This is a genomic window from Streptomyces sp. VTCC 41912, from assembly GCF_045799175.1.
Taxonomy (GTDB): Bacteria; Actinomycetota; Actinomycetes; order Streptomycetales; family Streptomycetaceae; genus Streptomyces; species Streptomyces albulus_C.
In genome coordinates, this window is sequence record NZ_JBJMAB010000025.1 from 1 (window position 1) to 25,921 (window position 25,921).

Annotated in this window: 14 protein-coding genes and 2 pseudogenes; 10 read left to right on the top strand and 6 right to left on the bottom strand. The window is 69.7% G+C overall.

Going from position 1 to position 25,921, the window contains the following annotated elements:
• Positions 1 to 229 precede the first annotated feature (229 nt).
• Together ACJ6WD_RS27930 and ACJ6WD_RS27935 are read right to left on the bottom strand one after the other, a co-directional pair.
• On the bottom strand, positions 230 to 958 hold the full coding sequence (locus ACJ6WD_RS27930; protein WP_233658124.1) for a 3-keto-5-aminohexanoate cleavage protein: 729 nt from the start codon (positions 956 to 958) through the stop codon (positions 230 to 232).
• Between the two features lie 80 nt (positions 959 to 1,038).
• Positions 1,039 to 1,653, bottom strand: a complete 615-nt coding sequence (locus ACJ6WD_RS27935) for a hypothetical protein (protein ID WP_233658080.1) — start codon at positions 1,651 to 1,653, stop codon at positions 1,039 to 1,041.
• 251 nt (positions 1,654 to 1,904) lie between these two features.
• Between ACJ6WD_RS27935 and ACJ6WD_RS27940 the strand changes: the two genes are divergently transcribed.
• Positions 1,905 to 4,727: a penicillin acylase family protein gene (locus ACJ6WD_RS27940; RefSeq protein ID WP_233658079.1), complete on the top strand. Its 2,823-nt coding sequence runs from the start codon at positions 1,905 to 1,907 to the stop codon at positions 4,725 to 4,727.
• Positions 4,728 to 4,839: 112 nt separating this feature from the next.
• Here the strand turns inward: ACJ6WD_RS27940 and ACJ6WD_RS27945 are convergent, their stop codons facing one another.
• A complete protein-coding gene (locus ACJ6WD_RS27945) occupies positions 4,840 to 5,187 on the bottom strand; it encodes a hypothetical protein (RefSeq protein WP_407616757.1) in 348 nt (115 codons plus the stop codon).
• Positions 5,188 to 5,382: 195 nt separating this feature from the next.
• Here ACJ6WD_RS27945 and ACJ6WD_RS27950 point away from each other — a divergent pair, with 195 nt between their 5' ends.
• Positions 5,383 to 6,423: a LysR family transcriptional regulator gene (locus tag ACJ6WD_RS27950; protein WP_376443441.1), complete on the top strand. Its 1,041-nt coding sequence runs from the start codon at positions 5,383 to 5,385 to the stop codon at positions 6,421 to 6,423.
• 19 nt (positions 6,424 to 6,442) lie between these two features.
• On the opposite strand, the gene ACJ6WD_RS27955 is transcribed toward ACJ6WD_RS27950, so the two are convergent.
• Positions 6,443 to 7,774, bottom strand: coding sequence for an MFS transporter (locus ACJ6WD_RS27955; RefSeq protein ID WP_376443438.1), 1,332 nt, complete (start codon positions 7,772 to 7,774; stop codon positions 6,443 to 6,445).
• Between the two features lie 378 nt (positions 7,775 to 8,152).
• Here ACJ6WD_RS27955 and ACJ6WD_RS27960 point away from each other — a divergent pair, with 378 nt between their 5' ends.
• The 3 genes from ACJ6WD_RS27960 to ACJ6WD_RS27970 all read left to right on the top strand — a co-directional run bounded on the left by ACJ6WD_RS27960 (position 8,153) and on the right by ACJ6WD_RS27970 (position 20,216).
• Positions 8,153 to 12,412, top strand: a complete 4,260-nt coding sequence (locus tag ACJ6WD_RS27960; RefSeq protein WP_407616758.1) for a LamG-like jellyroll fold domain-containing protein — start codon at positions 8,153 to 8,155, stop codon at positions 12,410 to 12,412.
• 116 nt (positions 12,413 to 12,528) lie between these two features.
• On the top strand, positions 12,529 to 19,383 hold the full coding sequence (locus ACJ6WD_RS27965; protein WP_407616759.1) for a polymorphic toxin-type HINT domain-containing protein: 6,855 nt from the start codon (positions 12,529 to 12,531) through the stop codon (positions 19,381 to 19,383).
• A 68-nt stretch (positions 19,384 to 19,451) separates the two neighbouring features.
• On the top strand, positions 19,452 to 20,216 hold the full coding sequence (locus ACJ6WD_RS27970) for a barstar family protein (protein ID WP_407616760.1): 765 nt from the start codon (positions 19,452 to 19,454) through the stop codon (positions 20,214 to 20,216).
• A 94-nt stretch (positions 20,217 to 20,310) separates the two neighbouring features.
• Here ACJ6WD_RS27970 and ACJ6WD_RS27975 read toward each other — a convergent pair.
• Positions 20,311 to 20,712: pseudogene (locus ACJ6WD_RS27975) on the bottom strand (tyrosine-type recombinase/integrase); the annotation flags it as partial.
• Between the two features lie 563 nt (positions 20,713 to 21,275).
• On the opposite strand from ACJ6WD_RS27975, the pseudogene ACJ6WD_RS27980 reads away from it, so the two are divergent.
• The 5 genes and pseudogenes from ACJ6WD_RS27980 to ACJ6WD_RS28000 all read left to right on the top strand — a co-directional run.
• Positions 21,276 to 21,344 (top strand): annotated as a pseudogene (locus ACJ6WD_RS27980) (helix-turn-helix domain-containing protein); the annotation flags it as partial.
• Between the two features lie 301 nt (positions 21,345 to 21,645).
• Positions 21,646 to 22,473, top strand: a complete 828-nt coding sequence (locus tag ACJ6WD_RS27985) for a hypothetical protein (RefSeq protein WP_407616784.1) — start codon at positions 21,646 to 21,648, stop codon at positions 22,471 to 22,473.
• A gap of 157 nt (positions 22,474 to 22,630) precedes the next feature.
• A complete protein-coding gene (locus tag ACJ6WD_RS27990) occupies positions 22,631 to 22,969 on the top strand; it encodes a hypothetical protein (RefSeq protein ID WP_407616761.1) in 339 nt (112 codons plus the stop codon).
• Positions 22,970 to 23,478: 509 nt separating this feature from the next.
• Entirely contained in the window at positions 23,479 to 23,754 is a 276-nt protein-coding gene (locus ACJ6WD_RS27995; RefSeq protein ID WP_376443426.1) for a hypothetical protein, read from the top strand.
• A gap of 7 nt (positions 23,755 to 23,761) precedes the next feature.
• On the top strand, positions 23,762 to 24,151 hold the full coding sequence (locus ACJ6WD_RS28000) for a hypothetical protein (protein ID WP_407616762.1): 390 nt from the start codon (positions 23,762 to 23,764) through the stop codon (positions 24,149 to 24,151).
• Positions 24,152 to 24,513: 362 nt separating this feature from the next.
• Here ACJ6WD_RS28000 and ACJ6WD_RS28005 read toward each other — a convergent pair whose 3' ends face one another.
• Positions 24,514 to 25,782, bottom strand: a complete 1,269-nt coding sequence (locus ACJ6WD_RS28005) for an exo-beta-N-acetylmuramidase NamZ domain-containing protein (protein WP_407616763.1) — start codon at positions 25,780 to 25,782, stop codon at positions 24,514 to 24,516.
• Between the last annotated feature and the right edge of the window lie 139 nt (positions 25,783 to 25,921).

The window sequence follows — 25,921 nt, forward strand, 5'->3', positions numbered from 1 at the left end:
TGGGGTGCCGGGACGTAAAGCGCAGCAGTCCCGGCACCCCACCACCCGCACCCCCGACACCGCACCCAACAGCCCCGCGCAGCGGCCCCGCGCCGCAGGCGCAAAAGCGAAACCCCCACGGCGGGGCGGCCGGAGACGTACGACGACGCCCCGCGCAGCGGCCCCGCGCCGCAGGCGCAAACAGCAACCCCCACGGCGGGAAAGCCGACAACGTGGGAAGACGCCCCGCCTAGCGGCACACGGCGCCCGTCAGTTTCACGGCGTGGGTGATGAGTTGGGCGTTGTGGGTGGCTGGTGTGCCGTCGGGGAGTAGGAGGGTGTCCTCGATGCCTATGCGGGTGGCGAGGCCGAGTGCGTCGGCCAGTTGGAGGACCGGCCAGGTGCCGCCGTCGTGGCCGTGCAGCAGTACCGGGCGGCCGTGTGGTGCGCGGGCCAGTTCGGCCAGGAGGGTCCGGGCCGTGGCGGGGGCGGTGGTGGGGTCGGTGTCGTCGATGACCTCGGCGAGCACCCGCAGCACCCGGGGTGCCAGTGGTGAGGCGGCGAATCGTGCGGCGGCCGTGGTGCCGGCCCAGATGCCGGCCTCGACGCCGACGCCGCGGGCCAGCAGCGCCTCGGCGACCGCCTCGGCGCCGTCCTCGTGCCAGTTGACCGAGGCGTGGTCGGGCAGGACCGTCCAGGACGCGATGCGTTGCGCCCGGCGTTCGGGGTCGGGTTCGGCCCAGGCGCCGGTCGTCACGCCCACCGGCACGTCCACCGCCTCCCGTATCGCTTCCAGGACGGGGCCGACCACCCGCGGCGAGAGGGAGTCCTGGCCGCATGGGGTCTTGGGGTGGACGTGCACGTCCTGGGCGCCGGCCGCGACCGCCTGCCGCGCGGCGTCGGCGAGCGCGGCCGGCGAGAGCGGCACGGCGCCCGAATCGGCCCCGGTACGCGCGCCGTTGAGACACACCTGAAGCATCTGCAGCATGTCGTCGATGATGGCAGGAGGGTCTGACAGGCGTGCGCGAACGGGGTGAACGGTGCGGTGCGCAGGGGGCGTCAGGCCGCGGCGAAGGCGTTCGTGAGGGGCTGTCCGGCCGCGGTGTGCAGCGCCTCGGGGGCCAGTACGGCCGTCGGGGCGAGCACTCCGCAGTCGCGGCAGGCCGGTCCGGTTCCCGGGTCGCCGTCGGGGTCGGGGACCCACGCGAAGCGGGTGCAGCCGCAGACCGGGCAGTCGCGGCGCGGGCGTCCCGCCTCCATCGCCGCGATCATGCGGTGCAGCACCTCGGAGAGGCGGGCCGCCGGGTGCCGCTGCGGGGAGGCGCAGGGCACGATGTCGTAGCCGCCCCAGGTGCGGCGGTGCCATGCGTCGAGGGCGCCGGGCTGCCGGATGCCGTCGTGCTTCTCGCGGCGGCGCCGGGCGGCGAACTCCTCTTCGTAGGCGAGCCAGAGGGCGCGTGCCTCTTCCAGCTCGGCCAGCGCGGCCACCAGCCGCGCCGGATCCGGGTCACGGTCCTGGATGGCGAACCCGGCCCTGGTGCACAGGTGGTGCCAGGTCGCGCGGTGCCCGTATGGGGCGAAGCGCTCCAAGCACTTGCGCAGGGCGGTGCGTCGCCGAACGGTGACGAGCCGCGGGTTGCGGACCTGTTCTGCGAGGGCTCTGAAACCGGCCATGGTGCTTCCACCTCCGAGGAGGATCCCGACTGGACAGGGAATGGACGTACCCGGCCGCCGCCTGGATCCATCGAATTCTTTTGCGGTTTTGGGCGGCGATGTGCCGGGGTGTCCGGCCGTAACGCCTGCCCGCTGTGGGGAATTCGAAAAGGTGACTGTTGTTCATCTTCCGGTGACGAGTAACCGACGGTAACGTCCGGCCCACTCTTCCCCGAGCCCTCACGGGCAGGGGGACCCCTAGAGGAGCAGGAATGCGACGACGTACCGGAAGGCTCAGGGCCGCCGCCACCGCGGCCCTGTTCGCCTTGGGGGCCACGTTCTTGGCACCGCCCCCCACCGCGGCCGCGGCCGCACCGCAGACTTCCGAGGACTACTGCCAGGGCCAGTGCGCGGACATCTTGCCGCCGGGCGCGACGGGCAACGCCACCCTGATGCAGATCCTCGGCAACAAGCTGTTCGGCACCCACCCGCCGCACACCACCGACCAGATCGCCCCCTACAACGCACTGGCCGGCGGCTACCGTTCGCTCACCGACGACACCCTCACCGACTTCTTCAACGACGCCTCCTTCGGCGTCGCGAAGGACCAGGTCGCCTCGGTGAGCAGCCCGCGTCCGGACGTCACCATCACCCGCGACAAGAAGACCGGCGTCCCGCACATCAAGGGCACCACCCGTTACGGCACCGAGTACGGCGCCGGCTTCGCCGCGGGCCAGGACCGGCTCTGGCTGATGGACCTCTTCCGGCACATCGGGCGCGGCGAGCTGACCTCGTTCGCCGGCGGCGCCCCCGCCAACCAGGGCCTGGAGCAGCAGTTCTGGCCCTCGGCCCCGTACACCGAGGCCGACCTCCAGGCGCAGGTCGACGCGATCCGCAACGACAACGGCGAGCGCGGCAAACAGGCCATGGCGGACGCCCAGGCGTACGTGGACGGCATCAACGCCTACCGCGAGCAGTCCAAGAAGGGCCGCTACTTCCCCGGCGAGTACGTCGTCACCGGTCACGTGGACGCGATCACCAACGCCGGTGAGATCCAGCCGTTCAAGCTCACCGACCTGATAGCCCTGGCCTCCGTCGTCGGCGGGCTCTTCGGCAACGGCGGCGGCGGCGAGGTCCCCTCGGCGCTCGCCCTGCTCTCCGCCCAGCAGAAGTACGGCCTGGAGAAGGGCACCAAGGTCTGGGAGTCCTTCCGCGAGCGCAACGACCCCGAGGCGGTCAAGACGCTGCACGACGGCCAGAGCTTCCCCTACGCCGTCAAGCCCGCCAAGGCCAAGGGCACCGCGCTGCCCGACCGCGGTTCGGTCACGCCCGAACCGCTGGTCTTCGACCGCACCGGTGCCGCCGCCTCCAAGAGCGCCACCCCGCCCCGCGATCCGGTCAAGGCCCCCGAGAAGTACCGCAAGCTGGAGGGCCTCTTTAGGGACGGCGTGCTGCCCAAGGGGAGCTTCGACCCGACCCAGCACCGCGGGATGTCCAACGCCCTGCTGGTCTCTGGCAAGCACACCGCCAGCGGCCACCCGGTCGCCGTCTTCGGCCCGCAGACCGGCTACTTCGCACCCCAGTTGCTGATGCTCCAGGAGATCCAGGGGCCCGGCATCAGCGCCCGCGGCGCGTCGTTCGCCGGCGTCGGGATGTACGTCCAGCTCGGCCGCGGGCAGGACTACGCCTGGAGCGCCACCTCCGCCGGTCAGGACATCACCGACACCTACGCCGTCGACCTGTGCAACGCGGACGGTTCGGAGCCCACGAAGGACTCCACCTCCTACCGCTACCACGGCCGGTGCCTGCCGATGGAGAAGCTGGAGCGCACCAACTCCTGGAAGCCCACCATCGCCGACCCCACCGCGGCCGGCTCGTACCGGATGCAGGTCTTCCGCACCCGGTACGGCGTCGTCACGCACCGCGCCACCGTCGGCGGCAAGCCCGTCGCCTACACTGCGCTGCGTTCCACCTACCGCCACGAGGCCGACTCCATCATCGGCTTCCAGATGCTCAACGACCCGTCGTACGTCCGCGACGCCAAGAGCTTCCAGCAGGCCGCCCAGCACATCGGCTACGCCTTCAACTGGTTCTACGCCGACTCCCGCGACATCGCGTACTACAACAGCGGCCTCAACCCGGTCCGCAACCCCGACGTCGACCCGGCGCTGCCCGTCAAGGCCGACCCGGCCTACGAGTGGAAGGGCTTCGACCCCACCACCAACACCTCCGCCTACACCCCGCCCGCCCAGCACCCGCAGTCGATCGACCAGGACTACTACGTCTCCTGGAACAACAAGCAGGCCAAGGACTACGACTCGGCCGGCTTCGGCAACGGCTCGGTGCACCGCGCCAACCTGCTCGACGACCGGGTGCGCGCCCTGACCGCGGACGGCGGGGTCACCCGGGCGTCCCTGACCCGGGCGATGGCCGACGCCGCCCTCACCGACCTGCGTGGCGAGGACGTGCTGCCCGACATGCTGCGGGTCCTGGGCAGCAAGCCGGTCGCCGACCCGGCGCTGCGGACCGCGATCCAACGGCTGGACGCCTGGCGCAAGGACGGCGCCCAGCGCCGCGAGACGTCCCCCGGCTCGCACGCCTACGCCCACTCCGACGCGGTCCGGCTGATGGACGCCTGGTGGCCGCTGATGGTCAAGGAGGTCTTCCGGCCCGGCCTCGGCACCGACCTCTACGACGCCCTGGGTGCCAACCTCGCCATCGACGAGTCGCCCTCGGCCGGCCACGGTCCCACCGGGGCGCACGCCGGATCGGCCTTCCAGTACGGCTGGTGGAGCTACGCCGACAAGGACCTGCGTGCGGTGCTCGGCGACAAGGTCCAGGGCCCGCTCGCCGTCCGCTACTGCGGCGGCGGCGACCTCTCCGCCTGCCGGGACACGCTGTTGACCACCCTCGCGCAGGCCAACGCGCAGACCGCCGCCCAGGTCTACCCGGGCGACGACAACTGCAAGGCCGGCGACCAGTGGTGCGCGGACTCAATCATCCACCGCGCGGTGGGCGGTCTGACCCACGACAAGATGACCTGGCAGAACCGTCCCACCTACCAGCAGGTGGTGGAATTCCCCGCCCACAGGTAACGACCGGGCGGCCACCGCAGAGCGACACGAGCGACACGAGCGACACGGCCTCGGGGTGCACACCCCGGGGCCGTGTCGCATTTCCCTTCCGTTTCCCTCCCGTTTTCCGCCGTCAGCCGGAAAACGCGGCGGTCGGCTGCGGCGCCGGCGCGTTCCGCATGCCGTTCCCCAACTGTTCCGCGTAACGGCCGCTGGGCGGCAGCCAGGCGAGCACCGCCGCCGCCACCGCGGTGGCCGGCCCGGCCATCGCCTTGAGGTCGGCCGTCGTGGTCCCGGCGGGCAGCCCGAGAAGCTGTGGATCCTCCTGGACCGCCTGCTCGACGTTCCGTTCCGCCAGGGGGCGGCCCCCGGCGACGACGGCGAGGGCGCCGGCGAAGGTGCCCGGTGCGGACGCGATCGAGCAGGCCACGGTGGCGTTGAGGGCACCGGGCCGCCGGGGGGCGGCCGGGGAATGGCTCACGAACGTAACTCCCCTTGTGAAGAACGTGGTTGCGCGGTGCGGCATTGACCCGACCATTCCACGGGTACCGCAAACGCATCCAGTATTTTCTGGAAGAAATCCACAGATAATCCCCGGTGATCTCCGGATGGCTTTTCCGGGGCGGCTATGCTGCTCATTCCTGAATTTGGGGGAAGGGAAAGCGAGTAGGGGCGCATGGTCGTGTCAGGTCCGCAGCGGAACCCGGGGCAACGGCAGTACCCGACGGAGCTGCTCGACACCACGATGGACCAGCTGCGCACGCTCATCACGGTGCACGAGGCGGGCACCGCGCTGGCGGCGGCCCGCCGGTTGGGCCGGGAGCAGTCCAGCGTGCAGAAGCAGCTCGACACCATGAACCGCACCTTCGCGGCGCTGTGCGGCGAGGAGTTGGTCCTCAAGCAGGGCCGCGGGCGCGACGCGCTGTTCACCGCCACCGGGGAGGCCCTGGTCGAACTCGCCCGGCGGACCCTCGGCGAGTGGTCAGCGGGCGTCCACGACGCCCGCCGCCGGCTCGGCCGCACGCTCTCCGTCGGCACCACCCGCTACACCCTCGGCTTCCTCCTGGACGCCGTGGAGTACGTCAGCGGGGACTTCGACCGCGAGGGCGTCGACCTGAAGATCACGCACGTGCGCACCGGCGACCTGTTCACCAAGCTGCGCTCCCAGGAACTCGACCTGGTCTGCGGCAGCGTCGTCGTCACCGAGGGCGAGGAGAGCGCCCACCTCGCCCCGTACGAGGTGATGGAGTGGCGGCGCAGCGGGCTGTCGCTGCTGACGAACCTGCCGCCGGAGCGGCTGCCCGGCGGCTCGTTCCGCGCCGCCGACCTGCCGCGGCTGCCGCTGGTGGTCTCCACCGGCGGGCTCATCGACCGCTTCCTGACCGCCTGGTACGGCAGCGACTACCGCCAGAAACTGACCGTCGCGGCCGAAATAGAAGCCGCCCACTACGGTTTCGAGCTGCTCCGCTCGGGCGTGGTCAGCGGCGCGATGCTGGTCACCCGCGGGCTGGGGGAGGCCGCGTCGGACGGCCACCTCCCGGAGGCCGAGGGCCTGCGCACCCTGGAGGTCACCGGGGACGTCGGCCCCCGCACCGAGGTCCTGGTCGGCGTCTTCACCCGGCGCGGCGAACGGGCCTCCTACGGGCCGGAGCACCCGCTCAACCGCCTCTGGGAGGCGCTCTCGTGGGAGAGCGAGCGGTGGTGGCTCCGGCCCTGAGCGGCCCCTACGGGCCGGCTCAGCCCAGGAGTTCGCGCTCCCGGGTCTCCGGCAGCGCCAGCACGCACGCCAGCGACACCAGCGCCATCGCGGTGACGTACCAGCCCACCGACGCCGAACCGAACGCCGCCTGGAGCCGGGTGGCCACCAGCGGCGCGACCGCCCCGCCCAGCACCCCGCCGAGGTTGTAGGCGAGCGAGGCGCCCGAGTAGCGGACCGTCGTCCCGAACAGCTCCGGCAGGTAGGCGCCCATCGGTCCGTAGACCACGCCCATGCAGAACAGCGCGCCGCCGATGCCCAGGGCGATCAGCACCGGCTGCCGGGTGTCCAGCAGCGGGAAGAGCGCCAGCCCCCACACCGCCGCGAGCCCGGCGCCGCCCAGGACCAGCTTGCGGCGTCCGACGCCGTCGGAGCGGGTGGCGGCCAGCCAGGTGCCCGCCGCCAGGAACAGGCAGGCGACCAGCGAGAGCCCGAGCATGGTGGTGCGGGAGATGCCCAGGGTGCCGGTGGCGTACGAGAGGCAGTAGGTCGTGGCGGTGTAGAAGAGTCCGTAGGCGATGACCATGCCGCCGGCGCCCAGCAGCAACTCCCGCGGGTGGCGCCGGAACACGTCCACGGCCGGCACCTTGCTGGCCTCCTGGGCGTCCCGCACCTTCGCGAAGACCGGCGTCTCGCTGATCTTCAACCGGACGAACAGTCCCACGCCGACCAGCAGGAACGACAACAGGAACGGCACCCGCCAGCCCCACGAGCGGAACGCCGCGTCGCTCATCACGTCCGACAGCAGCCAGAACACCCCGGTGGCCGCGAAGAACCCCACCGACGGACCGAGTTGCGGAAACGCGGCGTACAGGCCCCGCCGCCCGCGCGGCGCGTGCTCGACGGCCAGCAGCGCCGCCCCGCCCCACTCGCCGCCCAGGCCGATCCCCTGGAGGAACCGCAGCAGGATCAGCAGCAGCGGGGCCCAGATCCCCAACGTCCCGTAACCGGGCAGCAGTCCGACGAGCGCCGTGGACAGGCCCATCAGCAACAGCGACGCGACCAGCACCGACTTGCGCCCGGCCCGGTCGCCGAAGTGCCCGAACACCACCGACCCCAACGGCCGGGCGGCGAACGCCACCGCGTAGGTGGAGAACGACGCGAGGGTGGCGTTGACCGGGTCGAGTGTCGGGAAGAACGCCTGGTTGAGCACCAGGGCGGCCGCGGTCCCGTAGATGTAGAAGTCGTAGAACTCGATGGCGGTCCCGATGAACGAGGCCACCGCCACCCGCCGCAGGCTCTCCCCGCCGGCCCCCTCCCCCTCCGGAACCGCCGCCGTCTTCGCTGCTGCTGATCTCGCGTCACTGTGCACGAGCCGCACTCTCATGGTTGGTGTAGGGGGCAGTCAATGGAGGGGGTGGGGGGTCCCGGATGGTGAGACGTGCGGGGTGCCGCGTCCGGTGACGGCCGCGACCGTGGCGTCGTGCGTGCGGCCCGCGCTGTCGCGATTCCGCTCCGATTACGGCTTGAACGCGTACAACCCCGCACCGTAGTGACGCGGATCACGCGCCTCCGTCATCCGAAATGCCGCTTTCGCTATGCGAGGGGAGATTGCCGGGGCTTCCCAGCGGGCCTGGCGCTCCCTTACGTTCCCGCACACAACTTCTTCAGAGAATTTTCATCTTTGTGAGCGGGGGGTGGGGCGATCGTGTCGTCTGTTGGGGTGGGGCGAAGACGTACGTACCGGTGGTTGTCGGTCGGCGCGGCCGGCTGGTTGACGGCCGGCCTGCTCTCCGGGCCGGCGGCCCCCGCCGCGCACGCCGCCCCCACGACCCGTGCCGCGCAGCCCGCCACGCCCGCGGACGCATCCCAGGCACCCACCGAGGACGCCGCGCTCGAACAGGCGAAGCGCACCGGCAAGGAGGTCGAAGTCGCCGCCCTGCGCGGGGAGTCGGTGGACGTCGTCGCCACCCCCGAGGGCAAGCTGCAGGCCCGCCAGTACCTCCGACCCGTGCGCACCCGGATCGAAGGTCGCTGGCAGGACATCGACACGGACCTCGCCCGACAGACCGACGGGACGCTGGCCCCGAAGGCCACCTCCGTCGGGTTGGCCTTCTCGGGCGGCGGCGACGGCCCCCTGGTGCGGATGCGCCGTGCGGGACGCGAACTGGCCCTCTCCTGGCCGGGGAAGCTGCCGACGCCGGTGACGGACGGCGCGACGGCCACCTATCCGGACGTGCTGCCGGACGTGGACCTGCGGATGGGGGCGCAGGCGGACGGCTTCACCCAGCTGCTGGTCGTCAAGTCGGCCCAGGCGGCGTCCAGTCCGCAACTGGCACAGCTCGAACTGAAGCTGGCGACCGAGGGGACGGACGTCAAGAAGACCGCCGCCGGGGGACTGTCCGCGGTCGAGCCCGGCACGGACGCGACGGTCTTCGAGGCGCCCACCCCCGTGATGTGGGACTCCAGCCCGGGAGCCGGTGCCCCCACCCCCGGCCCGGCCAAGTCCGCGCGGACCAGCAGGTCCGCCGCCCCCGCGGCGCCGGACGGGGCGGCGCCCGGCGAACCGTCCGCCGGCGAGTCGGGCAAGCTCGCGCCGGTCGGGGTGGCGGTTCCGGCCGGGAAGGGCCAGGTGGTCCTCACACCCGACGCCGACGTGCTCAAGGGCAAGGACACCGTCTACCCGGTCTTCATCGACCCGCAGTGGTCCACCCCCCGCGCGACGTCCTGGACGATGGCGTCCAAGCACTGGGCCTCGTCCCCGCAGTGGAAGTTCAACGGTGACCCGGACTCCGGGCTCGGCTACTGCAACTGGAACTACTGCAACCCCTACGACGTCAAGCGGCTCTTCTACCAGATCCCGACCTCCGCCTTCGCCGGGAAGTCGATCCTGAAGGCCGAGTTCGTCGTCCGCAACACCTGGTCCGCGTCGTGCAGCGCCCGGTCGGTCGAACTGTGGCGCACCAAGCCCATCGACACCTCGACCACGTGGAACTCGCAGAACGCCGCCGGGTTCTGGCAGAAGCACCTGCGCACCGCCGCCTTCGCCTACGGCTACGACGGCTGTGCGGCCAAGGACGCCGAGTTCGACGTGCAGGCCGCGGTGCAGGAGGCCGCCGACAACGGCTGGCCCACCCTCACCTTCGGCCTGCGCGCCGCGGACGAGACCGACGGCTACGGCTGGAAGCGGTTCTCCGACAAGGGGTTCCTGCGGGTGACCTACAACCGTCCGCCGCCCCAGGCCAAGCCGTCCCAGCTGGTGATGGAGTACGGCGGCACCTGCCACCCCTCGGCCTCACCCGCGCGGATCCGGACCCGCGGCCTGCTCTACGCCAACAACATCACCGACCCGGACGGGGACGACGTCCGGGTGCAGTTCCAGGCCAGCTGGGACGCCGGCGACGGCAAGGGCATGATCGCCCGGTGGCAGCCGGCACTGTCGACAGCGAAGAAGTCCGGATCGGGCTTCTCCCTGGCCCTCCCGACCAGCATCCCGACGAACAAGACCGTCAGCTGGGCGGTCCGCGTCTCCGACGGCGCCCAGTACTCGCCGTGGTCGTTCACCGGAGCGGCGGAAGCCTGCTACTTCGTCTACGACACCTCCGTACCGGCCGCCCCCACCATCACCTCCGGCGCCTATCCGGCCTCCGACCCGGAGAACCCCGACGACCCCTGGTACGACGGCGTCGGCCAGTACGGCAGCTTCGCCCTGAAGTCCGCGTCCACCGACGTCACCCGCTACCGCTACGGCCTCAACAACGACCCCACGGTCCGGGACGAGGTCGCCACCTCCGCCGGAGCCGCGAAGTCCGTGAACGTCCTGCCGGGGAAGGCGGGCGTCAACTTCGTCACCGCGCAGGCCTTCGACGCGGCCGGCAACGGCAGCGAGGTCCGCACGTACCAGTACCGGGTCAAGGCGGGGCAACCCGAGCGCGCCACCTGGCAGTTCGACGACGCCGCCGGTGCCACGGAAGCCCGGCCCACCACGCCGGCGCGGACCGCCGCCCTGCACGGCGGCGCCACACCGGGCACGGAAGGCGCGATGGGGTCGGCCCTGTCCTTCAACGGCACCGACGGCTACGCCGTCACCGACATCCCCGTCGTGGACACCTCCCGCAGCTTCGCGGTCTCCGCCTGGGTCAAGCCCACCGAGGTGCCCACCCATCCGGCGATCGTCGCCACCCAACCGGGCAACAGCCGCCCCGGCTTCGAGCTGTACTACTCCGCCGACCTCCAGCGCTGGGTGTTCAACCAGTACACCGCCGACAGCCCGGACGCCTCCATCGCCCGCGCCATGGCCCCCCAACCCGGCGGCGTCACCGCCGACCAGTGGACCCACCTGGTCGGCATGTACGACGGCGCCGCCAAAGTGCTGCGGCTCTACGTCAACGGCCAGCTCGCCGGCCAAGTGGCCTACGCGACGGCCTGGAACGCCCGCCGCGGCCTCCAACTGGGCGCCGGCTCCTACGACGGCAAACCGGGAGCGTTCTTCCCCGGCGCCGTGGACGAGGTGGAGATCTTCGACCGGGCCCTGAGCGGCCCGGAGGTCACCCAGCTGTACGGCAAGCAGCGCCTGCGCGGACCCGGACGGCCCGCCCGCGCGGTCTTCCCCCTCGACGAGGGCGCCGACGCCCAGCAGATCACGGGCCACGGCGACGTGCTGCCCGCGGCCTTCCACGGCGGCGTCGGCACGGACCAGGGCGGCGTGGCGGGCCGGGCACTGACCCTGGACGGCAAGGACGACTACGCCTCGGCCGACGCCCCGCACCTGCCCACCGACCGTTCCTACGCGGTCACCGCCTGGGCCCGCATCACCGACACCACCCGCAACCAGACCGTCGTCGCCCAGGACGGCGGCTTCCTCAGCGCCTTCTACCTCTCCTACGAGGCCCCGACCGGCCTCTGGAGCGTGCGCCTGGCCACCAGGGACGCCACCGACGGCAGCCTCACCGCGCAGCGCGTCGCCTCCAAACAGAAGGCGGCCGTGGGAGCGTGGACGCACCTGGCGGCCGTCCTCGACACGGTGCAGGGGACCGTCAGCCTGTACGTCAACGGAGCCCTGCAAGGTTCCGCCGCCGCACCCCAGACCTGGTCGGCGGACGGGGCGCTGCAGATCGGACGCGCACTGTACCGGGGGTCCTACGTGGACTACCTCGCCGGGCAGATCGACGACGTACGGCTCTTCGACCGGCCGGTGGCGGAGGGGGAGGTGCACCAGCTCGTCAGCAGGCGGCCGGTTCTCACCAGCCGCTGGCAGTTCGACCAGACCGACGCCCCGGGCGCCAACTCTGTGGCGGGTGGTCCGGCCATGACGTTGGGGACGGGGGCCAAGCTGGTCCCTGGCGGAGGATTCATGGGCCCCGGCGGCCTCGTACTCACCGGAGCTCAGCAGGACTACGCCTCCAGTGCCGTGCCCATCGACACCAGCTCCAGCTTCACTGTGACGGCGTGGGTCCAGGCAGCCGCTGTGCCTGCACGCCCCGCTGCACTGATCAGTGCGGAGGGCACCAACGTCAGCAGCTTCGGTGCGGGCTTCGATCCGTACCCCAACGGCTGGACCGGCGAAGGGCTCTGGGAGGTGGCCGCATTCAGGTCGGACGCGGCCGACAGCGGAATCGACCGTGCCATGAACGCTCAGAACTTCAACAGCGTGACGGAATGGAACCATGTCGCGGTCGTCTACGACGGGTTCGCCAAACAGGCTCGCATCTACGTCAACGGGCAACTCGGCGAGGTCTCGTGCATCGAGACCGGTGGTGAGGGGCAAACCGATGAGGCGGCATGCACGGAAGCGGTTCCGTGGGCCGAGAACGTCATCTCGTTCCGAGCCGTGAAGTCCTTGCAGCTCGGACGTGCCAAGGGCCCCAACTCCTTCGGCGACTACTGGCCCGGCGCCATCGACGACGTCTGGACGTTCCAAGGGGCGCTGAGCGAGGAGCAGGTCGCCAGGATGGCCGGTGCCTGGACCGGGCTGCCGACCGAGGTGCCCGACGTACCGGGCCCCGTCTGACGCACCGCGGTGTGCGGGGCCGGCGCTCCGCACACCGCATCCGATCGGAATTTTCCTTCAACGCCGTCACCCGGGCATCCGCATGCCCGGACGGCGATCAGGGGTGGGAACGGAACATGAACGGAAAGCTCTTCTTCCGACGTAGACGCCTGCGGCGTCGACTCGCCGTGGGACTCGCCGCGGCGCTGACCGGCTCGTTGCTGACGGCACTGTCCCCGGCGGCGCAGCCGGCGACGTCCGGGGCGTCGGCCGGCCGCCCGGATCCGGGCAGGCCCGTCCCGGGGGCCGACGGTCTGCGGGTCAAGCCCCGCAAGCTCTCCGCGGGACCCAGGACCCCGCAGGAGCGGCCCAAGAGCGCGTGGCCCGAGCCCGGCACGGCGACCCTGCCCGTCACGGGGGCCACCACGACAACGCCGTCGAAGAGTTCGGCCGACGGCGCCACGGCCCTTCCGCTGACGCTCACCCCCGCACGGCAACGACCGGCCGCCGTGGCCAAGGGTCGGGCGGCAGCCGATGCCGCGGTACCGGAAACGGTCGACGTCCGCGTGCTGGAACGGTCGAAGGCCCGCCAGGCAGGCGTCGACGGGATGCTGTTCACCCTGCAACCCGCGGGGAGGGCCGCTGCGGCACCTGCCCGCCCCGCCCCGGTGCAGGCGAGGCTCGACTACACCGCCTTCGCCGGAGCCTACGGCGGCGGTTACGCCTCCCGCCTGCGCCTGGTGGAGCTGCCGGCCTGCGCGGTGACCACCCCGGAGAAGCCGGCCTGCCGCACGTCCACCCCGCTGGCGACGCAGAACGACACCGAGCGGCACACCCTCACCGCCTCCGCGGTCCCGATGCGCTCCGGGGCCCCCACCGTCCTCGCCGCCGTCGGCGACGACAAGGGCGTCAAGGGCGACTACAAGGCCACCAGCCTCGCCCCCTCCGCCACCTGGAACACCAGCCTCAACACCGGTGACTTCACCTGGTCCTACGACATGCCGGTCCCCGAGGTCCCCGGCGGCCTGAAGCCCAAGGTCGGGCTGGCGTACTCCTCCGGCGCCATCGACGGCCGTACCGGCGGCACCAACAACCAGGGCTCCTGGGCCGGGGACGGCTTCGAGCTGTGGCCCGGCTTCATCGAGCGCCGCTACAAGCCCTGCTCCGACGACGGTGAGAAGCACGCCGACGGCAACAAGCCCGGCGACCTGTGCTGGGCCTACGACAACGCCTTCCTCTCCTTCAACGGCAAGGCCGGCGAACTGGTCCCCGCAGGCAAGGACCAATGGAAGCTCCAGACCGACGACGGCACCCGCATCAAGCGCCTGACCTCGACCGACCGTGACAACGGGGACAACGACAACGAGTACTGGGAGCTGACCGACACCACCGGCACCCGCTACTACTTCGGCTACCACAAGCTCCCCGGCTGGGCCACCGGCAAGGAGACCACCGACGCCACCTGGACCGCCCCGGTCTTCGGCAACAACAGCGGCGAGCCCTGCAACAAGTCCACCTTCAAGGACTCCTGGTGCCAGCAGGCATGGCGCTGGAACCTCGACTACGTCGTCGACCCGCACGGCAGCGCGATCGCCTACTACTACGACAAGGAGACCAACACCTACGGCCGCGACCTCGACAAGGACAGCGGCACCCCCTACACCCGCGGCGGCTCCCTCAAGCGCATCGAGTACGGCCGTACCGCCAACGACCTCTACACGGGCAAACCGCTCGCCCAGGTCTCCTTCACCAGCTCCGAACGCTGCCTGCCCGAGACCGGCGTCACCTGCGCCGCGGACACCATCGACGCCAAGGGCTTCTACTGGTACGACACCCCCTGGGACCTCAACTGCAAGGCCGGCACCGCCTGCGACCAGGGCCGGTTCTCGCCCACCTTCTGGACCCGCAAGCGCCTGACCGGCGTGAGCACCGAGGTCCTCAAGGACGGCGTCCTCACCCCCGTCGACTCCTGGGCGCTGACCCACCGCTGGGGCAAGGCCGACGTCGACTACCAGCTCGAACTGGACTCCGTCCAGCACACCGGCCGCACCGCCACCACCCCGATCACCCTGCCGAAGACCACCTTCGCCTACACCCAGCTCGCCAACCGCCTCGACAAGACCGGCGACGGCTACGCCCCGTACGTCAAGGACCGCCTCTCCCACGTCGCCGACGAATACGGCGGCCAGATCAACGTCAACTACTCCGAACCCGCCTGTTCCTTCGCCGGCCTGCCCACCCCCGAGTCCAACACCACCCGCTGCTTCCCGCAGTTCATCGGCGGCAGTGCCAGCGACGACATGGAGCAGTCCTGGTTCAACAAGTACGTCGTCACCTCCGTCACCACCACCGACCGCACCGGCGGAGCCCCCGATCAGGTCACCCGCTACGGCTACCTCGGCGACGCCGCCTGGCACTACGACGATGACGACGGCCTGACCAAGGAGAAGTTCAAGACCTGGTCCCAGTGGCGCGGCTACGGTCAGGTCCGTGTCCAGACGGGCGGCCAGGGCACCGCCGCCGACGCCATGAAGACGCAGCAGGACACCTACTTCCTGCGCGGCATGGACGGCGACCGCAAGAGCGCGGGCGGCGGCACCAAGGCCGTCAGCGTCACCCTGCCCGACGACGAGGGCGAGCCCCTGACCGACGACGCCTCCGCGGCCGGGTTCGCGTACAAGACCGTCACCTACTCGGCACCCGGCGGCAAGGTCCTGGCCAAGACCGTCAGCCGGCCCTGGCACCACGAGACGGCCAAGAAGGTCCGTGACTGGGGCACCGTCACCGCCAACTTCACCGGCACCGCGAGCGCCCGCGCCTTCACCTCCCTGGATGACGGGGCGGGTGCCAAGTGGCGTACGACCACCACCGCCTCCACCTACGACACCGTGGCCGGCCGCGTCACCGAGGTGAGTGACCGGGGGGACGACGCCACCACCGACGACGACCGCTGCACCCGCACCACCTACGCCACCAACACCGACAGCAACATCCTCAACCTGCCCGCCCGCGTCGAGACCGTCGCCACCGAATGCGGCACCAGCCCCGACCGCGCCAAGGACGTCCTGGCCGACGTCCGCACCGCCTACGACGCCGGCGCCTACGGAGCGGCCCCCACCAAGGGTGATCCCACCGCCGTCGCCACCCTCAAGAGCCACGACGGCACCACCGCCACCTACCTCGAATCCACCACCGGCTACGACGACTACGGCCGCCCGCAGAAGACCACCGACCTCACGGCCACCGTCACCGCCATCGGCACCAGCGCCCCCACCCGCACCCCCCGCACCGACGGCCGCACCACAACCACCACCTACACCCCGGCCACCGGCTTCCCCACCCAAACCGTCACCACGACACCCCCGGCCAACCCCCAGGACCCCACCACCGCGCAGACCACCACCACCGAACTCAACCCCCTGCGCGGCCTGCCCACCGCCACCGTCGACACCAACGGCAAACGCACCGTGATGGCGTTCGACGCCCTCGGCCGCTCGACCAAGGTGAGCCTGCCCGACCGCAGTTCCACGGCCCTCCCGACCTACCAGTTCGACTACTACGTCGAAGAGGGCAAGCCGGCCGCCGTCGCCACCCGCACCCTCAACACGACCGGCACCAGTCAGCTCGTCTCCTACACCCTGTACGACGGCTACCTGCGCGCCCGCCAGACCCAGGCCCCCGGCCCCGACGGCGGACGACTGATCAGCGACACCTTCTACGACGAACGCGGCCTGGCCACCAAGGCGTTCGCGCCGTACTACAGCACCGGCGCCCCGGCCCGCGACGTCTTCAAGCCCGCCGACGCGCTGGGCGTGGAGTCCCAGACCTGGCAGACCTACGACGGCCTCGGCCGCGAGACCGAGTCCCGGCAGGTCGCCGGCAACGGCGAGGGCGGCAAGGTCCTCGCCGTCACCCGCACCACCTACGGCGGCGACCGCACCACCGTCATCCCGCCCGAGGGCGGCACCGCCACCACGACCGTCATCGACGCCCGCGGCCAGACCACCGGGCTCCTCCAACACCGCACCCGCGACGCCGGTGCCCCGGCCGACACCACCCGCTACACCTACACCCCCGCCGGCAAGCTCGCCCAGGTCACCGACCCGGCCGGCAACAACTGGAGCTACGCCTACGACCAGCGCGGCAACCAGATCCAGGCCGACGACCCCGACAAGGGCGTCCTGAAGAACACCTACGACGACCGCAGCCAACTGACCACCACCGAGGACGCCAACGGCGCCGCCCTGGCCTCCGTCTACGACGGCCTCGGCCGCAAGATCGAACTCCACGACAAGACCGCCGACGGCACCCTCCGCGCCAAGTGGGTCTACGACACCGTCGCCAAGTCCAAGGGCCAACTCGCCGAGTCCACCCGCTACGTCGACGGCAAGCCCTACACCACCAAGACCACCCAGTACGACACCCTCTACCGGCCGCAGCGCGTCTCCGTGGTCATCCCCGACTCAGAGGGCAAGCTCGCCGGCACCTACGAGGCCACCACGGCCTACTACACGAACGGCCTGCCCAAGGCCCGCAGCATGTCCCAGGTGGGCACCCTCCTCGGCAAGGGCTGGAACTACTCCTACGCCAACGACACCCTGCGACTGACGTCCGTCTTCGGCGACGGCATCCGTTCCGACGCCACCTACAACCTCGTCGGACAGCCCCTCACCTACCGGATCGGCACCAGCACCGGCAAGCCCACCCAGGTCACCAACACCTACGAGTGGGGCACCCGGCGCCTGTCCAACTCCCGCGTCGACCGCCAGGACGTCAACGGCGTCGACAAGTCCGCCACCTACACCTACGACCCCGCCGGCAACATCACGTCCCTCTCGGACGTCTCCCGCTCCGGCACCGACACCCAGTGCTTCGCCTACGACCACCTGCGTCGCCTCACCGAAGCCTGGACCCAGTCCGACAAGACCTGCGCCACCGCCCCCGCCGGCAACCTCATCGCCGGCCCCGCCCCGTACTGGCAGTCCTACCGCTACGACCTCGCCGGCAACCGCACCGCCCGCACCGAGCACGACCCCACCGGCGACGCCGCCAAGGACACCAAGAGCACCTACACCTACCCCAAGCCCGGCACTCCCCAGCCCCACACCCTCACCACCGTCGACACCACCGCCCCCACCGGCAGCAGCACCTCCGCCTACACCTACGACCCCACCGGCAACACCGCCACCCGCACCCTGCACGGCGACAAGCAGACCCTCACCTGGGATCCCGAGGGACACCTCACCAAGGTCACCGAACCCGCCGGCGACAAGGGCACCAAAACCACCGCCTACCTCTACGACGCCGACGGCAACCGCCTCATCACCCGCACCGACACCAAGACCACCCTCACCCTCGGCGACCACACCGAAGTCACCCTCGACAAGGGCTCCGACACCCCGAAGGGCACCCGCTACATCCCCCTCGGCGGCGGCAACCAGGCCGTCCTGACCGACGACGGCACCTACACCGTCACCCTCGCCGACCACCAGGGCACCGGCCAACTCGCCGTCAACACCGCCAACCAGGCCCTCACCCAACGCCGCACGCTCCCCTTCGGCAGCCCCCGCGGCACCCAACCCGACACCTGGCCCGGCACCAAGTCCTTCGTCGGCGGCACCAACGACACCACCGACACCGGCCTCACCCACCTCGGCGCCCGCGAATACGACCCGGACACGGGCCGCTTCCTGTCGGTCGACCCGCTCATGGACCTGGCCGACTCGGAGTCCTTCAACGGCTACACCTACGCGGGCAACAGCCCGGTGACGAGTTCTGACCCAAGCGGCCTCGCGAGGGCGATCGACAACGGAAGCATCGGCTGTGACCCCGTCCTCTGCCCGTGGCTTGGCTGGGGGTCGAAGAACGAACGCAAGAACTTCCTTGACTCCCTCGCCGCGGAGAACCCGAAGAAGTGGGGCGGGTACCGGTCTCCGAAGCCCAAGGCCGCAGTCCTTCCCGGACTCAGCGTCGACGCCACGTGGGACCACGCCGACGAGTTCACCAACCGCATCTACAACCGGGTGACGGACCAGCACCTCTTCTACCAGGGCATGTTCAATATCGACCCCGGTGAGCCCTCCGCGCAGCTGACCTTGGCGGGCCTGCGGCTGTCAGTCTGCGGCGAGATGAAACTCCACTGCCCCGAGTCTCGCTTGTCGTTGATAGTGGACGCAGCCACAGCAGGCTTGCTCGTTGGCGGTGGCGAGGGGCCCGGTGCACGCCTGGGCGGACGCGGATCCAGGCGTGGCGGGGCCCCGTGTCACAGCTTCCTGCCGGACGCTGAAGTCGCTCTCGCCAACGGTAAGCGGAAGCGCATCGAGGACATCAAAACCGGCGACAAGGTCATAGCCACCGACCCCGAAACCGGCAAGACCAGCACGCGTCCTGTAGTCGCCACCATCGTCACCAAGGACGACAAGCACTTCACCGACCTGACGGTCAAAACCCCCTCCGGCGACTCCAGCATCATCGCCACCGACACCCACCCCTTCTGGTCCGTCGAAAAGAAGAAGTGGATCAACGCCGGCGACCTTCGCCCGGGCACCGAACTCCGCACCCCCAAGGGTGCGGTGGTCAAGGTCGTCGCGGTTCGTCACTTCCTCAAGCAGCAGCAGACGCACGACCTGACCGTCGAGGGCACGCACACGTACTATGTACTCGCTGGTCAGACGCCGGTCTTGGTTCACAACAGCAACTGCCCCAATGGGAAGCTGTCGGATCCCCTGCCTAGGGGGATGAATAATAAGATCGCTTCAGCCTACGACGACGTGAAGGCAGGACGGATTCCTTCGCACGACACGTACGGGGGACGTGAACACCCGTGGTGGGCAGGTTCCAAGGAGTATCGCGTGCCTGGCAGGCCGGAAACTGACAGAATCCTGGAAAAGGAGCTGCCGAACGGCGTCAAGGTATACGGGTGGACGTCCACGCATTACACGAAGATTCAACGCTTCAGTGCACCCCATTTCCCTGACTCGGGGTGGAATTAGTAGCTCTATTGGTTAACTGGTGCAGCGACTTGATTGCCGCTGCACCAGTTCCGGTTTGGGGATTAGACATGACTGGCGAACTGTCGGTGGCGGGAAAGGTAGATTTTCCGCTGTACGTGGTATCGGATGAAGAGTCCGGAGGGGTGCTTGTTGCGGCTGAAGGGGTAGAGGGTTTTTTTGTCGACCCGGAAGAAGAGTTGCCGGAAGTGGCCTTCCTGAGGGCCCATGAGGTCGAGAAGGGTAGGCGGAGGGTCGAAGATGCAGTGATGGCGGTCATGAATCGTCAACGGGAGAAGATTGGTGAGTACTTCATTGGCCGGGTTGTGCTCAGCGATACGGACGTAGAGGAGCCAGGCGGAAATATTTCGAGAGTCGCTTACCGGTTCTTTGGTAATCGCTGTGAGTATCCCGAAGCTGAGAGAATTTGGCCACGTTGGGCATCAGGGATCGCCCTGGAGAAGGGTGAATGGCTTCGGTGGCCGGCGAACTATCAGGGCGCATGGCTGCATGTCGTTCAGAATTCCTGGTTTGCTACGAACCGTAGGGCTGCTCGCTATGGAGTGGAAGAGGTTGTCCACTTGGATGGTGGACAAATTTCGACGAAGTCGGGGTTCTACTGCGCATTGGGTGAGGCGGTCAATGGCCCGGGCGGGTACTTTGGGTCGAATCTTGACGCTCTCGCGGACTGTATTTCTTCGAGTTTCGGCGAGGGGCCCCCGGAGAGGATTATTTGGCGGAACTTTCAGGCGTCTCAAGAATCTCTTGATCACGCCTTCCTGGATTCGATTGTGGGACTAATGCGCGAATTCCGCGTAGATCTCGCCACTTGCTGACTTTAGGGGCGTGTGCGTGAGTAAATATGACGCCCCGCCAGATGGCATCTGGCGGGGCGTCTGGGTGGGGTGACGGCAGTAGCTGACGGCAACGTCAGCGGACGGTGGCTCCGGCGAGGGGTGGTTCGTCGCTGTCTTCGGGTTTCCCGGTGGTCTCGGTGGGGTTGCGGAGGGCGTGGCCGAGGAGGTCGATGGCGTCGCGTTGGAGGCGGAGCCGGACGTGGGCATAGACGGTGGCGGTGACGCCGATGTGGGCGTGGCCCAACAGCTCCTTGATCACGACGAGTTCCACTTCTTGCTCCAGGAGGAGGGTGGCCGCCGAGTGGCGCAGGTCGTGGAACCGGATGCGACGGAGTCTGGCCTGGCGGAGCAGGGTGTTGAAGTGCCGGGTGAGGGTGGACCCTTCGATCGGGGCGCCGTCGAGGCGGGTGAAGACGTAGCCGCTGTCTTTCCAGCCCGTTCCCGCCGCCTCGCGTTCCTTGCGCTGTCGGTCGCGCGGTGCTGTTCAAGGCGGCCCGCTGACGCGGCCCGCGCGCGCTCCGGCCCGGCGGGGCCGCCGCCCGCTCCTGTCTCCGCCCCGCTGGCGACGGCCCCGCCGGTCCGGGCGCGCAACAGCCAGCACAGCGAACCACCCTGGGGCCCTGCCCCAGACCCCGGCCCTCTCTCTGAGGGGCAGGGGGCCGATTTGCGGGTGCGGCTTCGTCGTGGTGTGGGGTCGGGGGCGCGGGAGGGGGTCCCTCGTCGCCCGGTCACCGGAGGCGTACCAGGAACCCCCGGGGGCCGCCAAGGCCGAGCGCATGCGTCACGGTGTGAGCCTTGGCGGCCCCCGGGGAACCCTGGTCCGGCGAAGCTGCCCGACCGACGAGGGACCCCCTCCCGCTCAGGCCCCGATTCTGCCTGTGTTCCGGCTCGCCACGTGGTGGGCCACTCCTGTGGGTGGGTGTCTGCCGGATCGTCCCCGGCTGATGTGCCGCCCGGGCGTACCGTGGAGTGGGAGGTGGTGAGTTGATGATTACGGAGTTGGCCGACAACGTCCGCAAGTACCGGCGTCGCGCGGGAATGAGCCAGGAGGAACTGGCCCATGCCGCAGGCGTGTCGCCGGGCACGGTACGCAAGGCCGAGCAGGGTGGCACTCTCCGCATGGAAACCCTGCACGCGCTCGCCCGCGCGCTGGGGGTGACCACCGCCGCGTTGATGGCGTCCGATGCCCCGGAGCCCGTCGGGCAGACCGAGGAGCCTAACCGGGTCAACCTGATCCAGCTCCGCGCCGCCCTCACCCCAGCCGTCGGACTCGCGGACCAGGACGCCGAAGCTGTGGCCGAGGAACCGAACTTGCGCACCTTCCGACGGACCCTGCAAGACGCACGGGTGCTGTACTTCTCGGACAGCTACAAGAGCGTCGCGGCTCAACTGCCGGTCCTGTTGCGTGATGCCGCACAAGCCGTCGCCTATTACGACGGCGGGGACGAGCACCGGCAGGCACTGTTGGCCCGCGCCCGAGGCGCTGCGTCTGGCCGGCACCTACCTCACCCAGGTACGGCAGTACGACATCGCGTACGCCGCTGTGCGCGGCGCCATCATGGATGCCCGTCAGGCCGGAGACATGCTTGCGGCGGGCTCCGGTGTCGGCTGCATGTGCTGGCTGTTGGTGCGCCAGGGCCGCTTGGACGAGGCGGAACAGGTCGCCGCCCGGAGCATGGACGCGGTGGAGCCGAAGATCACCGGGGCCAAGCCGGACCACTACGCGGTGTGGGGCGGCCTGGCGATGGAGGCCGCCGCCGCAGCCGCGAGGAACAACCGTCCCGACGAGGCGAAGGCGTACCGTCAGGCCGCCCGGGTCGCGGCGACCGCGGTCGGGACGGCGCATCGCAATGTTTCCCGGCACTGGTCCGTCTTCGGGCCGGTCACCGTCGCGGTCAAGGCACTTGAAGACTCCCTGGTCATCGGCGACGCCCGCGCGGTGGTGCGCAAGGCGGGCGAGCAGGAGGAGCTGTCGCCCAAGGCATGGAAGCGCCTGGGCAGACCCAGCACCAACGACGGGAACCGCTTCACCCTCGACGTGGCGCGCGCCCACACCCGGACCGGCGACCTGTCCGCCGCCATGGACGAGTTGACCCGCGCCCGGGAAGCCGCCCCGCAGTGGCTGCGGCACCAGAACGGGGCCGCCGAGACCATGCAGGAGATCCTGGGCAAGCGCAAGCGCACCCTCACGACAGAGATGCGCGAAATGGCCGACTACCTGGGCGTCGTCGGATAGCTGCCACGCAGCGTGGCAGTTCGTGAACCAAGAGTTGCGAACTGCCATGTCTCCTAGCTGGGGTGACGGCCAGTCAGTACCTACGGTCGGTGTGTCCACCATCAGTGACGCAGGCCGGGGGTGCCCAGTGAGCCAGCCCAGGAGCGACGCCGACCGCATGCGTCGCAGAGACCTGTACGACGCCGCGTCGGGTAGGGGAGGCCCCCGCTTACTGCCGTGGACCAGCCCGGAGGGGAAGCCCTGCTACCTGAGCACCGACGGCCGGGGCTACCTCTCCACCCTCGCCGACAGCATCGAGACGGTACAGCTCAGCATGGGCCAGGAGTTGCTGGAGTACGCCCGCGACGCCACGGCACCCGGCACGAAAACCCTGTCGGCGACCGAATACCGCTGGTTGGCCCGCCGGTTGACAGAAGCCCTGGCGGACGTGCTCAGGGTCGCGGAATCGCGCGGACAGCGCATCCCGGATCAGGAAGAGGCGACCGAGGATGCCTGACTCTCCGAACGCCAGCGCACCAGTACGCGATGCCTCTCGGGGGTGTTACCGCTTCCGCGAGTACCGCGTGACCACCGTCCCCGACCCTCTGGCGCTGCCGACCATGGAGGCGGTCTGCGTCACTGGCGAGGAGCGCAGCTGCGGTGCCACGTCAGGCACGCTGCATACCTCGGACGAGTTGACCCGATGGATCGCCGGACACCGCGCCCAGAGCAGCCACGAACTGTATGAGCAGACCGTCCGAGTCCTTGTCCGTGCCGAGCCTGGCCCATGGCAGTGAAGTCCCCGGAGGCGACACCACGCCAGCGGCAAGGCGGCCCGAGCCCCTGACGGCAGTAGCGACGGCAACACCCACGGATTCGCACGCACAATCACGGACGCCAGCGGAACCCAAAACTGCAGTTGACCTGCGAATACGCAGGTAGAAGGGGGTCGCTTAGCACACGTACTATGTGCTCGCTGGTGCCACTCCAGTCCTTGTTCACAATTCCGGCGGATGCCCGGAGTTCGTGCCGCGCAACGAGAAGGCTGGCGATCTCGGTGGTAAATACACTGAGGGGCAATCGACTCGGGACCCGGCTTCGCAGTGGTATCACGAAGAGCTGAGCAACAAGGATCTTCTGGACGGAATCAACAATGCTGCCGAAGGAGAGGGAATTCTTGTCTCCCGTGGCGGGACGATTCTTGGAGGTCACCACCGCTGGGACGAACTCCAGACCAGAATCAAAGACGGGCGTATCGACCCAGACACGCCAATCCGTATCGACGTCCTCGGCGGGGAGTAGTGCTCTGATGTCTATGATTCATTCGACCGACCCTGACTTCCGTGTGTGTCAGATCAGTTTCGATACTCTGCTTGAGATCCAATTGGAGGCAGAGGATCGTGGCTGGGCAACGCGGTGGACCTCGGTGGACGCAGTCCGTAGTCAGGTCAAAGAGGGGGCTATTGTCCTTCAGTCGCTGATGCGCGAAGAGCGAGGAGGAATTCTGCGGGCGTACCGATGCCTCCTGCTGTTCTCGACCGTAGGTGACGGCGATGCTGGCGGAATTGCCACGATCGACCTTGATCCGGTGAGGTTCGAGTCACTGGAGCGGATAGATCGGGACCCGGACGTTCGGAAGGTGCTTGTTCGGATTTTCTCCCTTGCGGCGGGCGGGATTTCGATGGTCTCAAAAAATTAGCGAGATCCGCCGATGCGCAAGAATTGGCGTGTTTGTGGATTGGGTCGGAAGGCTCCCCTTTTCCTCCAGGTGGAACACCGGTCTCCGAAATGCGGTTAATAGCTCAGTGATATCCTCAGGGACCCCACCCAAATATTTCTCGGGTGAGGTCCCTGACGGCTGTAGCTGACGGCAACGTCAGCGGACGGTGGATCCGACGAGGGGGGTGTCGCCGTCGTTGGTCTTGCCAGTGATCTCGGCGGGGTTGCGGAGGGCATGTCCGAGGAGTTCCTTTTGAGCACGTCAAGTTCGACTCCCCGCGGCGGGAGGAGGGTCGCGGCGCGTCGCCCCTCGATCGCCATCGCCCACCGTCTGACCCACCCCTACTCATACCGCAAATACCTCCCCCGAACCCCCCGGAACCCCCTCAGGCCCTCCTCCCAGGAGTTGGTGATCTCGTCCACGCCCGCCCCCGCGTCGATCATCTTGCGGACGGTGTCCGTGCCTGCCAGGTGGTCGAAGTGGGAGGTGAGCCAGGTGAAGCCGGGGTGGAGGCGGCGGGCGGTGGTCAGGAGGGCGAGGCCGGTGCGGATCGGGTCGAAGGTGGTGCGGTCGTGGACGTGGAGTTGGAGGCCGCCGATGGTCGTGCCCTGGAACTTGGAGAAGGTGGGGGCGAAGTACGCCTCGCGGAAGTGGACGCCGGGCAGGGCGAGTTCGGTGACGGCCTCGGCCCAGTGGCGGTCCAGGCCGTCCGCGCCGAGGAGTTCGAAGGGGCGGGTGGTGCCGCGGCCCTCGGAGAGGTTGGTGCCTTCGAAGAGGCAGGTGCCGGCGTAGGCCAGGGCGGTGTCGGCGGTCGGCATGTTGGGGCTGGGCGGCACCCACGGCAGGCCGGTCGCGTCGAAGAAGTCGGTGCGGTGCCAGCCGGTCATCGTGACGGTGTCCAGCGCCGCCGGCCGCCCGGCCGCCGCGGGGACGAACTCGCCGTTGAAGAGCAGGGCCAGTTCCACCACCGTCATCCCGTGCGCCTGGGCGATCGGTTCGCGGCCGACGAAGGAGGCGTAGCGGCGGTCCAGGACGGGGCCGGCCGCCCGCCGGCCGGTCACCGGGTTGGGGCGGTCCAGCACCACGAACCGCTTGCCGGCCAGGACGGCCGCGACCATGCAGTCGTAGAGCGTCCAGATGTAGGTGTAGAAGCGGGCGCCGACGTCCTGGATGTCGAAGACGACGGTGTCGACGCCGGAGGCGGTGAAGACGTCGGCGAGTTCCCGTCCGCTCTTGTCGTAGGTGTCGTAGACGGGGAGCCCGGTGGCCGGGTCGTCGTAGCGGCCTTCGGAGCCGCCGGCCTGGGCGGTGCCGCGGAAGCCGTGCTCGGGGCCGAAGACGGCGGTGAGGCGGACCCGGGGGTCGGCGTGCATCACGTCCACGACGTGCCGCACGTCGTGGGTGACGCCGGTGGGGTTGGTGACGATGCCGACCCGGTGGCCGTCCAGGAGGCGGTAGCCGTCGGCGGCCAGGCGGTCGAAGCCGGTGCGCACCCGCCGCCGGCCGTCGTGCGGGGCCGCCTGGGCCGAGCCCGGGCCCGCGGTGACCGCCGCCGCGGCCGCCCCGGTCGCCGCCAGGTGCCCCAACAGAACGCGTCTCGACAGAGCCATGCGCACACCTCCGTGAACAGTGGTGGACCCGATGTGTGTCGTGGGCACGCTAATGCTCCGCGGCCCGCTGCGGAACGTGCCCGGCCGTGGCGGGAAACAGAGACTTCCGCTGGGACATACCGACTGGTTAGTCTGCCCC